At 64.3% G+C, this 14,439-nt stretch carries 13 protein-coding genes and 1 pseudogene; 3 read left to right on the top strand and 11 right to left on the bottom strand.

All coding sequences use genetic code 11. The annotated features are described in order from the left end of the window. Positions 1-5: 5 nt before the first annotated feature. Positions 6-1,046: a DUF2157 domain-containing protein gene (locus RTI28_RS10465; RefSeq protein ID WP_316920387.1), complete on the top strand. Its 1,041-nt coding sequence runs from the start codon at positions 6-8 to the stop codon at positions 1,044-1,046. A gap of 4 nt (positions 1,047-1,050) precedes the next feature. On the opposite strand, the gene RTI28_RS10460 is transcribed toward RTI28_RS10465, so the two are convergent. After that, positions 1,051-1,473 (bottom strand): OsmC family protein, encoded by a 423-nt coding sequence (locus RTI28_RS10460; protein ID WP_316920386.1) that lies wholly within the window; start codon positions 1,471-1,473, stop codon positions 1,051-1,053. A gap of 192 nt (positions 1,474-1,665) precedes the next feature. On the opposite strand from RTI28_RS10460, the gene crp reads away from it, so the two are divergent. Beyond that, positions 1,666-2,310 carry a cAMP-activated global transcriptional regulator CRP gene (crp, locus tag RTI28_RS10455; protein ID WP_316920385.1) on the top strand — a complete coding sequence of 215 codons (645 nt, stop codon included), beginning with the start codon at positions 1,666-1,668 and terminating at the stop codon, positions 2,308-2,310. On the opposite strand, the gene RTI28_RS10450 is transcribed toward crp, so the two are convergent. The 4 genes from RTI28_RS10450 to RTI28_RS10435 form a co-directional block, all read right to left on the bottom strand. Further along, entirely contained in the window at positions 2,307-3,011 is a 705-nt protein-coding gene (locus tag RTI28_RS10450; RefSeq protein WP_316920384.1) for a lipoyl protein ligase domain-containing protein, read from the bottom strand. The genes crp and RTI28_RS10450 overlap by 4 nt on opposite strands. Before the next feature lie 111 nt (positions 3,012-3,122). Beyond that, complete coding sequence (gene trpC, locus RTI28_RS10445) at positions 3,123-3,956, bottom strand: indole-3-glycerol phosphate synthase TrpC (RefSeq protein WP_316920383.1); 834 nt, start codon at positions 3,954-3,956, stop codon at positions 3,123-3,125. Beyond that, positions 3,953-5,002 carry an anthranilate phosphoribosyltransferase gene (gene trpD / locus RTI28_RS10440; protein WP_316920382.1) on the bottom strand — a complete coding sequence of 350 codons (1,050 nt, stop codon included), beginning with the start codon at positions 5,000-5,002 and terminating at the stop codon, positions 3,953-3,955. Before trpD ends, trpC begins: the two co-directional genes overlap by 4 nt. A gap of 9 nt (positions 5,003-5,011) precedes the next feature. Further along, on the bottom strand, positions 5,012-5,605 hold the full coding sequence (locus tag RTI28_RS10435; RefSeq protein ID WP_316920381.1) for an aminodeoxychorismate/anthranilate synthase component II: 594 nt from the start codon (positions 5,603-5,605) through the stop codon (positions 5,012-5,014). A gap of 366 nt (positions 5,606-5,971) precedes the next feature. Between RTI28_RS10435 and estP the strand changes: the two genes are divergently transcribed. Then, positions 5,972-7,879: an esterase EstP gene (gene estP, locus RTI28_RS10430; protein ID WP_316920380.1), complete on the top strand. Its 1,908-nt coding sequence runs from the start codon at positions 5,972-5,974 to the stop codon at positions 7,877-7,879. 102 nt (positions 7,880-7,981) lie between these two features. Here estP and trpE read toward each other — a convergent pair whose 3' ends face one another. From trpE to RTI28_RS10400, 6 genes and pseudogenes are all read right to left on the bottom strand, one after another. Continuing rightward, entirely contained in the window at positions 7,982-9,460 is a 1,479-nt protein-coding gene (trpE, locus tag RTI28_RS10425) for an anthranilate synthase component I (RefSeq protein WP_316920379.1), read from the bottom strand. 72 nt (positions 9,461-9,532) lie between these two features. Further along, positions 9,533-10,349: pseudogene (locus tag RTI28_RS10420) on the bottom strand (phosphoglycolate phosphatase). Next, a complete protein-coding gene (rpe, locus tag RTI28_RS10415) occupies positions 10,346-11,020 on the bottom strand; it encodes a ribulose-phosphate 3-epimerase (protein ID WP_316920378.1) in 675 nt (224 codons plus the stop codon). Before rpe ends, RTI28_RS10420 begins: the two are co-directional and overlap by 4 nt. Before the next feature lie 216 nt (positions 11,021-11,236). Further along, positions 11,237-12,064, bottom strand: a complete 828-nt coding sequence (locus RTI28_RS10410; RefSeq protein ID WP_316920377.1) for an ABC transporter permease — start codon at positions 12,062-12,064, stop codon at positions 11,237-11,239. 11 nt (positions 12,065-12,075) lie between these two features. Next, positions 12,076-13,323, bottom strand: a complete 1,248-nt coding sequence (locus RTI28_RS10405) for an ABC transporter permease (protein WP_316920376.1) — start codon at positions 13,321-13,323, stop codon at positions 12,076-12,078. A 66-nt stretch (positions 13,324-13,389) separates the two neighbouring features. Next, positions 13,390-14,424 carry an ABC transporter substrate-binding protein gene (locus tag RTI28_RS10400; protein WP_316920375.1) on the bottom strand — a complete coding sequence of 345 codons (1,035 nt, stop codon included), beginning with the start codon at positions 14,422-14,424 and terminating at the stop codon, positions 13,390-13,392. Between the last annotated feature and the right edge of the window lie 15 nt (positions 14,425-14,439).

Genomic DNA, 14,439 nt, shown 5'->3' with positions numbered 1-14,439 from the left:
CGCCGATGAACGAGCGCTTCGCAACCCGGGATCTGGCTCGCGCCGTTGACGCCGGCGTGCTGAGCGCCGAGCAGGAACAGGCGCTGCTGCGCTTCCTGCGCCAGCAGCCGGTGGAGCAACCCAGCTTCCAGCTGGCTCATGTGGCGTTCTATCTCGGCGCCTTGCTGATCATGGGGGCCATGGGCTGGCTGCTCAGCGAAGCCTGGATGCGCATTGGTGACCACGCACTGCTCGCCGTTGCGCTGCTGTACATCGCCGCGTTGACCTGCGCCGGCCTGGCCATGCAACGCCGTGGCCAGCCGATTCCCGCCGGCGTACTCGCCGCGGTGGCGGTGAGCATCGTGCCGCTGGCGGCGTTCGCCATCGAGCGCCTCACCGGGCTGTGGCCGCTGGATGACACCCAGGCCGACTACCACGACTATTACCGCTACGTGCAGGGCGGCTGGCTGCTGATGGAAGTGGCGACGATAGCGGCTGGCCTGTTGATGCTGCGGCTGATCCCCTTCCCGTTCATCGTCATGCCGATCGCCGTGGCGTTGTGGTTCATGTCCATGGACCTGAGCGAATGGTTCCACGGCGACACCTTCACCTGGGAGCAACGCCAGGAAGTCTCGCTATGGTTCGGCCTGGGCCTGCTGCTGGCATTCCTGCTGATCGACGGCCGCACCCGCAGGGACTATGCGTTCTGGGGTTATCTGGCCGGTTTGCTGGCGTTCTGGGGCGGACTGACGTCGATGAACAGCGACAGTGAACTGGGCAAGGCCCTGTACTGCCTGATCAACGTCGTCCTGATGCTGGTCGCGGTACTGCTGCGCCGCCCGATGTTCATGGTCTTCGGCGCGCTGGGAGTGGCGGCGTACCTCGGTTATCTGTCGTACGAGGTGTTCGCCGAGTCGTTGCTGTTCCCGCTGGTACTGAGCCTGATCGGCCTGGCGGTCATCGGCCTCGGCCTGCGTTATCAGCGGCACCGCGAGCGCCTCAGCGAAAGATGGCGCGCCGCGTTGCCGGCCAGCCTGATGAGCTGGCTACCGGCACTGCGGCGCTGAGCACTCAGCCGAGTTCGACGATCTCGTAGCTGTGGGTGATCTCCACGCCCGCACGGCCCAGCATGATCGAAGCCGAGCAGTATTTCTCCGCCGACAGCTCCACCGCGCGCTTGACCTGGGCCTCCTTCAGGCCACGACCCTTGACCACGAAGCGCAGGTGAATCCTGGTGAACACCTTCGGATCCTCGCTGGCGCGCTCGGCTTCGAGGAAGGCTTCGCAGCTTTCCACGGCCTGGCGGGATTTCTTCAGGATGCTGACCACATCGAAGTTGCTGCAGCCGCCCAGGCCCAGCAACAGCATTTCCATCGGCCGAACGCCCAGGTTACGCCCGCCGGCATCGGGCGGACCGTCCATCACCACGACGTGCCCGCTCCCCGATTCGCCCAGAAACATGGCCTCACCGGCCCACTGGATACGCGCCTTCATAACCCGATCTCCGCATGCTTGAAAAAATGGCTGCCAGCTTAGTCCCTACAGGCACAGGCGAAAAGGCTTAAGCGTTTGAGTAAATATGCCGATACAGAGGCCGTGTCTGATAAACTGACGCCAAATTGATGGCGTTTTGCACCCATCCCAAAACTACAAATACTCACGGACCGCGTATTTCGGGGCTTAACCATGGTTGCCGCACCACTTTCAGCCAAGATCAAGAACGTCGACAAGCTGCTCGCACATTGCCAGCGCCGCCGCTTCCCGGCCAAAAGCAACATCCTCAGTGCCGGCGATACCGCTGAAACCCTGTCGTTCATCATCAAGGGTTCGGTCACCATCCTGATCGAAGGCGACGATGGTCGGGAAATGATCATCGCCTATCTCAACAGCGGCGATTTCTTCGGCGAACTCGGCCTCTTCGAACCAGCGGGCAAGGAACAGCAGCGCAGTGCCTGGGTGCGGGCCAAGACGGAGTGCGAAGTCGCGGAAATCAGCTACGAGAAATTCCGTGAACTGGCGCGCCAGGATCAGGACATTCTCTACGCCCTGGGCAGCCAGATGGCCCAGCGCCTGCGCAACACCACCCGCAAGGTCGGCGACCTGGCGTTCTTCGACGTCACCGGCCGGGTCGCCCGCTGCCTGCTGGAGCTGTGCAAGCAACCCGATGCCATGACTCACCCGGACGGCATGCAGATCAAGATCACCCGTCAGGAAATCGGTCGGATCGTCGGCTGTTCGCGGGAGATGGTCGGTCGCGTTCTCAAGGACCTCGAAGAACGCAACCTGGTGCATGTGAAAGGCAAGACCATGGTGGTCTTCGGCACCCGCTAGTCCCGCGGGATGGCGCAGAGGGTCTGGGCGTAGGCCTGGGCCAGGCGCTCCAGCAGCGGCGCCTCGGGTACCACTTCGTGCAGGGCGATATGGCTGTCGGCCAGGCAGCGCTGCTCAAGCTCGCAACATTCGTTGAAGCGGTTGACCGCCGCGACCATCGACTCGCGTTCGTTATCCAGCAGCAGTGCACCGTGCACCAGCACCACCGGGCGCTTGCCGTCGAGGCCCTGGCGCCAGCGCTGGGCGGTGCCGACCAGCTTGCGACCATTGAGATTGACGTTGTAGCGCCCGTCGCAGAACGCCCCTTCGATCTCGCCGACCGAGGCCACCCCGCCCCACTCCCGCAGCACCTCGCACAGCGGCAGGCACAGGCGCTCGTAAGCGCTTTCGATGCGGTTCTGATCGCCTTCGCTGCGCGGCGCCACATAGACCAGCGCGATATTGATCACCGCCGACGATTGCGGCACGGGCTCACCGCCGGTTTCGCGCAGCAGCACGGGCCAGCCGGAGATCGCCAGTTCGCCGCAGGCCGCCTCGAAGCCCTCCAGCCGGCTCATGCGACGTGGCATCACCAGCGCCCGGTCGGTCGGACGCCAGAACAGCAGGCCGTGATCGCGCTCGCCCTTGCACACGGCCGCCAGCAGATCCTGCTCGGCATGCAGTCCGGCTTCGACGGTGACGGCTACAGGTTGTTCGCTCATGTCCTTTTCCCCCTCTCCAAAGCAGCGCAATCGGGACCGCGTTGCGGTCCATCGCAGGCAAGCCAGCTCCTACAGAAATGAAAAAGCCGGCATCCGCCGGCTTCGAATCGATCAATCCAGACCGTTCTGGCCTGGCACCACACGTCCGGGGAAGAACAGACGCTGCAGCTCCACACCCGGCTGCTCGGCCCGCATGAACGCTTCGCCGACCAGGAAGGAATAGACCTCGTTGATTTCCATCAACTCGACATCGGCCCGGTTGAGAATGCCGCTCTCGGTGATTGCCAGGCGATCGCGAGGGATGCGCGGCAGCAGGTCGAGGGTGGTTTCCAGGCTGACGTCGAAGGTGTGCAGGTTGCGGTTGTTGACCCCGACCAACGGTGTGTCGAGGGTCTTCAGCGCACGCTCCAGCTCGTCGCCGTCATGCACTTCCACCAGTACGTCGAGACCGACGCTCTTGGCGGTGGCGGCCAGCTCGGCCATCTTCACGTCGTCCAGGGCGGAGACGATCAGCAGCACGCAGTCGGCCCCCAGGGCACGGGCTTCGACGATCTGGTACGGATCGATCATGAAGTCCTTGCGGATCACCGGCAGTTGCACCGCGGCGCGGGCCTGCTGCAGGTAGGCGTCGGCCCCCTGGAAATAATCGACATCGGTCAGCACCGACAGGCAGGTCGCCCCGCCCTTCTCGTAGCTGACCGCGATCTCGGCGGGAACGAAATTCTCGCGGATCACGCCCTTGCTCGGCGAAGCCTTCTTGATCTCGGCGATCACCGCTGGCTGCTTGCGCCTGGCCTGCTCGATCAGCGCATTGGCGAAACCGCGTGGCGCATCGGCCGCCGCGGCCAGACGCTCCAGCTCGGCGAGGCTGACCCGGGCGCTGCGCTCGGCGACTTCCTCGACCTTGCGGGCGAGGATGTTTTCCAGAACGGTCGGCACACTCATCCTTCATTCTCCTGCTTGAATACCGCGGTAAAGGCGCCCAGTTCCTCGAGTTTTTCCCGGGCCAGGCCGGTGTGCAGTGCATCGTGGGCCAGCTCGACGCCCTGCTTGAGGGTCATCGCCAGGTCGGCGGCGTACAGGGCAGCGCCGGCGTTGAGCACGATCATTTCCGCGGCTTTCTGGCCATTCTCGGTCTTGCGCTTGCCGATGGCATCGCGAATCAGCGCCAGCGACTCTTCCGGACCACTGACCGCCAGGCCGTGCAGGCTCTGGCTCTTCATCCCGAGGTCTTCCGGTTCGACCCAGTATTCGCTGATTTCACCGTTCTTCAGCTCGGCGACGAAGGTCGGCGCAGCGAGGCTGAATTCGTCCAGGCCATCCTTCGAGTGCACCACCAGCACATGCTTGCTGCCCAGGCGTTGCAACACTTCCGCCAGCGGGCGACACAGGGCCTGGGTGAACACGCCGACGACCTGGTGCTTCACACCAGCCGGATTCGTAAGCGGGCCGAGCATGTTGAACAGGGTCCGCAGACCCAGGTCGCGACGTGGGCCGGCGGCATGTTTCATGGCACTGTGGTGGGTCTGGGCGAACATGAAGCCAATGCCCACGCTGTCGATGCAGCGGGCGACCTGGATCGGCGTGAGGTTCAGGTAGATGCCGGCGGCTTCCAGCAGGTCGGCGCTGCCGCTCTTGCCGGAGACCGCGCGATTGCCATGCTTGGCCACGGTGCAGCCGGCGGCGGCGACGACCAGTGCCGAGGCGGTGGAAACGTTGAAGATATTCGCGCCGTCGCCGCCGGTACCGACGATATCGACCACGCCATCAAGGCTGTTGAGCTCGACCTTGTCCGCCAGCTCACGCATCACCGAGACGGCGCCGACGATCTCGTCGATGCTTTCGCTCTTCATGCGCATGCCCATCAGGAAGGCACCGATCTGCGCTTCGCTGCACTGGCCAGTCATGATCTGGCGCATCACATCGCGCATTTCCTCGGTGGACAGGTCCAGGTGGCCGACGATCCGGCTCAACGCATTCTTGATATCCATACTCAATCCTTAGCGGTGGCCGCCGGTCTGCTTGAGGAAATTGGCGAACAGCGCATGGCCCTGCTCGGTGAGGATCGACTCGGGGTGGAACTGCACGCCCTCGATGTTCAGGGTCTTGTGGCGCAGGCCCATGATCTCGTCGACGGCGCCATCTTCGAAGGCGGTCCAGGCGGTCATTTCCAGGCAGTCCGGCAGGGTTTCGCGCTTGACCACCAGCGAGTGGTAGCGGGTCACGGTCAGCGGATTGTTGAGACCGGCGAACACGCCCTTGTTCTCGTGGATGACCGGGCTGGTCTTGCCATGCATGACCTGGCGTGCGCGCACCACATCGCCACCGAAGGCCTGGCCGATGGACTGGTGGCCCAGGCACACGCCAAGGATCGGCAGCTTGCCGGCGAAATGATGGATGGCGGCGATGGAGACACCCGCTTCGGTCGGGGTGCACGGCCCGGGAGAAACGACGATGCGCTCGGGCTGCAGGGCTTCGATCTGCTCGATGGTCAGTTCGTCGTTGCGAATGACCTTGACCTGCGCCCCCAGCTCACCGAAGTACTGCACGACGTTGTAGGTAAAGGAATCGTAGTTGTCGATCATCAGTAACATCTGGGTTCAACCTCTTGAATACTGACTTTGAATGACTGCCTTCCCGACTGCCGACATGCAGTGCCACCCGCCCCAGTCATTACCAACTGTTGCAGAGGTGTGTGAAATCATTTCAGAAAGGCAAAACGTAACGGGCCGGGAAACCGGCAGGAGATAAAGTCAGGCGCGCCAACGCCAACGGGCGTGGGCCTTGATAACGCGCATCAAGAGTTTGCTGACGATCAACACGGGGTAGGTCTCGTTCATACGTTTCGGCACAGTAGCTTACGGAAACAATGCGTGCAATATCGGCAGGCCAGGAAGCGACGGATTTGCTACCTTCAACCCGCGCAATGCCCAAAAACAATGACAAGAAGGACTCTTGCGATGAGAAAACGCCGCTATCTGCGTCAATCGGCCGCGTGCCTGCTGGCCGCCGCCTGCTCCAGTGCCATGGCCGCTCCATCCCCCTACTCCACCATGATCGTCTTCGGCGACAGCCTCGCCGATGCCGGCCAGTTCCCCGACCCCGCGGGCGCGCCCGGCAGCAGCCAGCGCTACACCAACCGCAACCCGGACGGGACCTTCGCCCCGGTGTCGTCGATGATCCTCGGCGGCTATCTCGGGGTCGCCGCGGCTGACCTGAACGCTTCCACTTCGCCGGTGAACGCCGCGCTGGGGCTCCCCGACGGCAACAACTGGGCGACCGGAGGCTATCGCACCGACCAGATCTACCAGTCCATCACCGGCGAATCCCTGGTGGTCATCCCGCCCGGCAACCCCGGCGCCGGCACGGTGCTGCGCCAGCGTCCCGGCTACCTGGCCGGCGGGCGCCTGGCCGATCCGAATGCGCTGTACTACCTCACCGGCGGCGGTAACGACTTTCTCCAGGGGCTGATCACCTCGCCCGTCGCCGCGGCCACCTCGGCCAGCCAGCTGGCCGCCAGCGCCCAGGCGCTGCAACAGGCCGGCGCGCGCTACATCATGGTCTGGCTGCTGCCCGACCTCGGCCTGACCCCGGCGCTCAACGGCACGCCACTGCAGGGCCCGAGCTCGCAGCTCAGCGCGGTGTTCAACCAGACGCTGGTCAGCCAGCTGGCGCGCATCGATGCCGAAATCATCCCGCTGAACATTCCCCTGCTGTTCAACGAGGCACTCGCTGCGCCGACGCAGTTCGGCCTGGCCGCCGACCAGAACCTGCTGCGCACCTGCTACAGCGGCAACGGCTGTACGCAGAACCCGGTCTACGGCGCCAACGGCACCAACCCGGACCCGACCAAGCTGCTGTTCAACGACTCGGTGCACCCGACCATCGCCGGTCAGAAGATGATCGCCGACTACGGCTACTCCATTCTCTCCGCGCCTTGGGAGCTGACCCTTCTGCCGGAAATGGCCTACGGCACCCTGAACGTCCACCAGAGCGAACTGCGCAACCAGTGGCAGGCCGACTGGCAGGCGGTCGGACAATGGCAGGCAATCGTCGCCGCCAGCGGCCAGAAGCTCGACCTCGACAGCCAGAGCAGTTCGGCCAGTGCCGACGGTCACGGCTACAGCCTCACTGTGGGCGGCAGCTATCGTCTCGACGAAAACTGGCGTGTCGGTATTGCCGGCGGCTTCTATCGGCAGAAGCTTGAAGCGGGCCCGCAGGATTCCGACTACCGCCTGAACAGTTATCTCGCCACGGTGTTCGCGCAGTTCAACCACGACCGCTGGTGGGCTGATGCCGCGCTGACCGGCGGAAAGCTCGACTATGACGACCTGAAGCGCACTTTCGCCCTCGGCCCGAACGATCGCAGCGAGAAAGGCGACACGGATGGCGACCTGCTCGCAGTGTCCGCCCGCCTCGGCTTCGACCTGGCGGAACCGGGAAGTCCGTGGCATCTGTCACCGTTCGTCAGCGCCGATTACGCACGGATCAAGGTGGATGGCTACAGCGAAGAGGGTTCACGCTCCACAGCGCTGACCTTCGATGACCAGAAGCGCGATTCGCGACGGCTGGGCCTGGGTCTGCAAGGGAAATTCCAGGTGACACCAGCGACGCTGGCGTTCGGCGAGGTGGCCAAGGAGCACGAGTTCGAGGATGACCGCCAGGACCTGACCATACACCTCAACAGCCTGCCGGCGAACGATTTCACCCTGACCGGGTATGCGCCGCATAGCAGCCTGACGCGGGTGAGTCTTGGTGTGAGCCAGACCCTGGCGCCGGGACTGGCATTGCGCGGGAGCTACAACCGGGTCACCAGTGATGAGTTGACCCAGCAGGGGGTGAATCTGGCGCTGAGCCTGGAGTTCTGACGCCCACCACCTCGTAGGAGCTGGCTTGTCGTGTGACGAACCACTGCGAAAGGACCGCGATGCGGTCCTTCGCGGGCAAGCCACGCTCCTACAACAGTCTTGTTACCGAGGCTTCTGCTCAGCCAGCGCCACCGCACGGAACATCGCCCGGCGCTTGTTGATGGTTTCTTCCCACTCCAGCGCCGGCACCGAGTCGGCAACGATGCCGCCACCGGCCTGGACATGAAGCTCGCCGTCCTTGATCACCGCGGTACGGATGGCAATCGCGGTGTCCATGTTGCCGTTCCAGGCGAAATACCCCACCGCACCACCGTAGACACCGCGCTTGACCGGCTCCAGCTCGTCGATGATCTCCATCGCGCGAATCTTCGGCGCACCGGACAGGGTGCCCGCCGGCAGGATCGCCCGCAGCGCGTCCATCGCGGTCAGGCCGCTCTTCAGTTGGCCGGTGACGTTGGAAACGATGTGCATGACGTTGGAATAACGCTCGATGACCATCTTCTCGGTGAGCTTCACCGAGCCGACTTCCGATACCCGACCGGTATCGTTGCGGCCCAGGTCGATGAGCATCAGGTGCTCGGCGATCTCTTTCTCGTCGGACAGCAGGTCTTCTTCCAGGGCCCGGTCGGCTTCCTCGGTGGCGCCGCGTGGACGGGTGCCGGCGATCGGACGCACGGTGACCAGGTTGTCCTCGACCCGCACCAGCACTTCCGGCGAGCTGCCCACCACGTGGAAGTCGCCGAAGTTGAAGAAGTACATGTACGGCGTCGGGTTGAAACAGCGCAGCGCCCGGTACAGGTCGATCGGCGCGGCGCCGAAGTCGATGGACATGCGTTGCGACGGCACCACCTGCATGCAGTCGCCGGCGAGGATGTATTCCTTGATGGTATCCACCGCACGCTCGTAGTCCGCCTGGGTGAAGCTGGAGCGAAACGCCGGTTCGGCAGCCGCTGGGCCGCTGAAGTCCAGGCCACGGCGCGGGGTGATCGGCTGGCGCAGTTGCTCGAGCAGTTCCTGCAGGCGCGCCTGGCCTTGTTCGTAGGCATTTTCCTGGGATGGATCGGCAAGCACGATGGCGTGCATCTTGCCGGCCAGGTTATCGAACACCACCACGGCGTCCGAGACCATCAGCAGGATGTCCGGCACGCCCAGCGGATCCGGGTTCGGGCATTTGCCCAGGCGCTTCTCGACATAGCGCACGCAGTCATAGCCGAAGTAGCCGACCAGGCCACCGTTGAAGCGCGGCAGACCGGCGATGGTCGGCACCTTGTAGCGGTCCTTGAAGGTCTCGACGAAGGCCAGCGGGTCTTCCACGTCATGACGCTCGGTCTCGACGCCGTCGAGGGTGATGCGCACCTGGTGGTCATGGACCCGCAGCACGGTGCGGCACGGCAGGCCGATGATCGAGTAGCGCCCCCACTTCTCGCCGCCCTGCACCGATTCGAGCAGGTAGGAGTTGGGCTGGTCGGCCAGTTTCAGGTAGATCGACAGCGGCGTGTCGAAGTCGGCCAGGGTTTCGCAGGCCAGGGGAATGCGGTTGTAGCCTTCAGCGGCCAGGCGCAGGAATTCTTCGCGGGTCATGATTGCCTCGTGGCGGTAGGGCAAGAAAGATCAAATGGCAAACGTGCCGGATCGCAGCCGGCGGGAGGGAAGTCAGGCGCGCCAACGCCAACGGGCCAGGGCCTTGATGACTTTCATCCAGAGTTTGCCAGGTGCTACCACGATGGAATCTCTACCAGGTAGGGGGTCGAAGGGCTCAACGTTAGCTCAGTGGCTGCAGCGAAGCAACCGGGAGCAAGGCGCGCAGGTCGTCGATCACCAGTGCCGGCAATTCCTCGCTGATCGGACGGCCATGGTTGTAGCCGTAGGTCAGCCCCACGCACTTCACCCCGGCGGCCTTCGCCGCCTGCACATCGCTGCGCGAGTCGCCGACGAACAGCGCGTCGTCCGGCTCGACCGCGGCCATGCGCATCACATGCAGCAGCGCGGCCGGATCAGGCTTCTTCTGCGGCAGGGTGTCGCCGCCAATGACCCAGCGGAAGTAGAGGCCGATCTGCATCTGGTCCAGCAGCGGACCGACGAAACGCTCAGGTTTGTTGGTGATCAGGGCCATTTCCACGCCCTGCTCCTGCAGCCAGCGCAGGGTATCGCGCACGCCCGGATAGACCACGGTACGGTCATGGCTTTCGCCATAGGCGCGCATGAAGATCTGCAGGCCGTGCTCGGCCTCCTGTTCGTTCACCGACGAATGCTCGATGTCGCCGACCAGGGCCCGGCGCACCAGCACCGGAGCACCGTTGCCGACCCACTGGCGCACCGCGGCGATGCCCGCGGGGGGACGTCCCATTTCGAGCAGCATGCGATCCACCGCCGCCGCCAGATCCGGGACCGAGTCGATCAGCGTGCCGTCGAGGTCGAACATCACCAGCTTCGGCAGGCGTTGCGGGAACAGCTGCTCGAAGCCGCTCATGCGCGTGCCAGGGCCAGTTCGGCGCGCATCTGGTCGATCACGGCCTTGTAGTCCGGGGTATTGAAGATGGCCGAGCCGGCGACGAAGGTGTCGGCACCCGCCGCGGCGATTTCGCGGATGTTGCTGACGTTGACCCCGCCGTCGATTTCCAGGCGGATGTCACGGCCGCTGGCGTCGATCAGGGCGCGGGCTTCGCGCAGCTTGTCGAGGGTGCCGGGAATGAACTTCTGCCCGCCGAAACCGGGGTTGACGCTCATCAGCAGGACCATGTCGACCTTGTCCATCACGTACTTCAGCGCATCCAGGCCGGTGGCCGGGTTGAACACCAGGCCGGCCTTGCAGCCGCCGTCGCGGATCAGTTGCAGGGAGCGGTCGATGTGCTGCGAGGCTTCCGGGTGGAAGGTGATGTAGGTGGCACCAGCCTCGATGAAGTCGCCGATGATGCGATCGACCGGGCTGACCATCAGGTGCACGTCGATCGGCGCGGTCACGCCGTACTTGCGCAGCGCCGAGCAGACCATCGGACCGATGGTCAGGTTGGGCACGTAGTGGTTGTCCATGACGTCGAAGTGGACGATGTCGGCACCGGCGGCCAGCACGTCGTCGACCTCCTGGCCCAGACGGGCGAAGTCGGCGGAAAGGATCGAGGGGGCAATAGCGAAGGGCTGCATGGCGCACCTTTGGGCAAATTCACGGTGGCGCGCATTGTACATCAGGGAAAAGGCCGGTGCGGTGGTCGGACGCCCAGCATTGACTCACATACCCCCCGTAGGAGCTGGCTTGCCTGCGAAAGGACCGCGCCAGCGGTCCCCGACGTCACCGCTATCGGGGACCGCTGGCGCGGTCCTTTCGCGGGCAAGCCCGCTCCTACAGGGAACGCGCCAGCCTCAGGCGGGTTGCTGGGTCCGCAGCTTCTCGCTGCGCCCGCGCAGCCACTCCAGGGTCAGCAGCAGGATCACCGAGAAGGCGATCAGCAGCGTCGCGGCGGCGGCAATCGTCGGGCTGAGGTTCTCGCGAATCCCGCTGAACATCTGCCGCGGCAGGGTCGCCTGCTCGGGGCCGGCGAGGAACAGGGTCACCACCACTTCGTCGAACGAGGTGGCGAAGGCGAACAGCGCCCCCGAGATCACCCCCGGCGCGATCAGCGGCAGGGTCACCCGGCGGAAGGTGGTGATCGGCGAGGCACCCAGGCTGGCCGCGGCGCGCACCAGGTTGTGGTTGAAGCCCTGCAGGGTCGCCGACACGGTGATGATGACGAACGGCACGCCGAGCACCGCATGCACCAGGATCAGCGAGAGGAAGCTGTTGCCCAGCCCCAGCGGGGCGAAGAACAGGTAGCTGGCGACCCCGATGATCACCACCGGCACCACCATCGGCGAAATCACCAGGGCCATGATCAGCGACTTGCCGGGGAAGTCCCCGCGGGTCAGGCCGATCGAGGCCAGGGTGCCGAAAATCATGGCCAGCACCGTCGCCGCCGGGGCGACGATGATGCTGTTCTTCAGGGCGCGCATCCATTCATCGGAGGCGAAGAAGTTGTGGTACCACTGCAGCGAGAAGCCCTGCAGCGGGTAGACCAGGAAGCTGCCGCTGTTGAACGACAGCGGGATGATCACCAGCACCGGCAACACCAGGAACAGCAGGACCAGCCCGCAGAGAATGCGCAAGCTGTAGAACCAGACCCGCTCGACGGGCGACATGTAGGGGCTCAGCATGATTTCGCTCCTCAGCTCAGGCGCAGGCGGCTGGAGCCGACCAGCCAGCTATAGATCAGGTACAGCAGCACGGTGGCCAGCAGCAGCAGGCCGCCCAGCGCGGTCGCCATGCCCCAGTTGATGCTGGTGTTGGTGTAGAAGGCCACGAAGTAGCTGACCATCTGGTCGTTCGGGCTGCCCAGCAGTGCCGGGGTGATGTAGTAGCCGATTGCCATGATGAACACCAGCAGGCATCCGGCACCGACACCGGCGTAGGTCTGCGGGAAGTACACGCGCCAGAAGCTGGTGAAGGGATGGCAGCCCAGCGAGATCGCCGCGCGCATGTAGGTCGGCGAGATGCCCTTCATCACGCTGTAGATCGGCAGGATCATGAACGGCAGGAGGATGTGGACCATGGAGATGTACACACCGGTGCGGTTGAACACCAGCTCCAGCGGCTTGTCGATGATGCCCACCGCCATCAGCGCGCTGTTGATCAGGCCGCCGGACTGCAGGAGCACGATCCACGCCGCCACCCGCACCAGGATCGAGGTCCAGAACGGCAGCAGCACGAGAATCATCAGCAGGTTGCTCTGCCGGGTCGGCAGGTTGGCCAGCAGGTAGGCCAATGGATAGGCCAGGACCAGGCAGATGGCGGTGATGACGAAGCCCATCCACAGGGTACGGGTGAAGATGTCCAGGTAGATGGCCTGGTCCGGGGTAGCCGGGGCCAGTTCACCGAGGTCGTCGATGCGGTGGTCGAGGGCCGCCAGCAGGTAGAACGGGGTCACGCCGCTGGTATTGCGACGGATCGCCTGCCAGTAGGCAGGGTCGCCCCAGCGCTCGTCCAGTTCCTGCAGGGCTTCTTTATAGGAAGCCGGCTCGCTCTTGAACGGCAGCGCCCGGGCGGTTTTCGCCAGCAGGCTGCGATAGCCGGCAAGCTCCATGTTCAGGCGCTTGGACAGGTCGCCCAGGGTCTGGTTCTTGCGCGATTCGGCGAGGTCTTCGCTCAGCGCCTTGTACACCGGCTCGCCCGGCAGGCTCTTGCCATCCCACTCGGCCACGGCGACCACGGTGCGCGGCAGGCCGCCCACCACTTCGGGGTTGCCGACGCTCTTGTACAGCAGCGCGGCGATCGGCACGAGAAACACCAGCAACAGGAACAGCGCCAACGGCGCGATCAGGGCCTGCGCCTTGAAGCGGTTGACCCGCTCGGCACGCGCCAGGCGCTGCTTGAGGGTGGGACCTGCGCCTTCTTTGATGGGCACTGCGATGGCCATAGCGAACTCCGGAAATCTTGGAAAACGGGGAGCGCCGGCCTCACGCCGACGCTCCGGAGGGGCGACTTACTTGGCCGCCCAGGCGTTGAAGCGTTGTTCCAGCTGCTCGCTGTTGTCGGCCCAGAACGCCACGTCGATCTGCACCTGGTTGGCGATGTTTTCCGGGGTGGTCGGCATGTCCTTCTTGACCTCGTCGGACAGCAGCGCGACCGCCTTGGAGTTGGCCGGACCGTAGGCGATGTTTTCCGAGTAGATCTTCTGCTGCTCAGGCTGCACCGAGTAGGCGATGAACTTCTTCGCTTCCTCGACGTTCTTCGCGCCCTTCGGAATGGCCCAGGCGTCGAAGTCGTAGATGCCGCCGTTCCACACCACCTTCAGGTTGCTTTCCTTCTGCACGGCGGCGATGCGGCCGTTGTAGGCCGAGCTCATCACCACGTCACCGGAGGCGAGGTACTGCGGCGGCTGGGCGCCGGCTTCCCACCACTGGATGCTCGGTTTCAGCTCGTCGAGTTTCTTGAACGCGCGATCCTGGCCTTCCTTGGTGGCGAGGACCTTGTACACCTCCTTCGGTGCCACGCCGTCAGCCATCAGGGCGAATTCCAGGGTGTACTTGGCGCCCTTGCGCAGGCCGCGCTTGCCCGGGAAGGTCTTGGTGTCCCAGAAGTCTTTCCAGCTGGTCGGTGCGGTCTTCAGCTTGTCGGCGTTGTAGGCCATCACCGTGGACCAGACGAAGAAGCCGATGCCGCATGGCTGGATGGCGCCCGGCACGAAATCGGACTCGCTGCCGAACTGCGCCGGATCCAGCTCTTCGAACATGCCTTCGTCACAGCCGCGAGCCAGTTCCGGCGACTCCACCTCGACCAGGTTCCAGGACACGCTGTTGGTGTCGACCATGGCTTTGACCTTGGCCATCTCGCCGTTGTACTCACCCGCGACGATCTTGCCCTTGCCCGCCTTTTCCCAAGGCTCGTAGAACGCCTTGACCTGCGCCGCCTTGTTGGCGCCGCCGAAGGAAATCACAGTGAGATCGCTTGCCGCCAGGGCGTGGGTCGCGGTGCACAGACCCAGTGCCAGGGCGGTCAACTTCAAGTGTTTGAGCATTCTTATTCTCTCCAC

Origin of the sequence: Pseudomonas sp. zfem002, assembly GCF_032621685.1 — a bacterium.
GTDB lineage: Bacteria > Pseudomonadota > Gammaproteobacteria > Pseudomonadales > Pseudomonadaceae > Aquipseudomonas > Aquipseudomonas japonica.
This window is presented reverse-complemented; position numbering and strand designations above follow the sequence as displayed.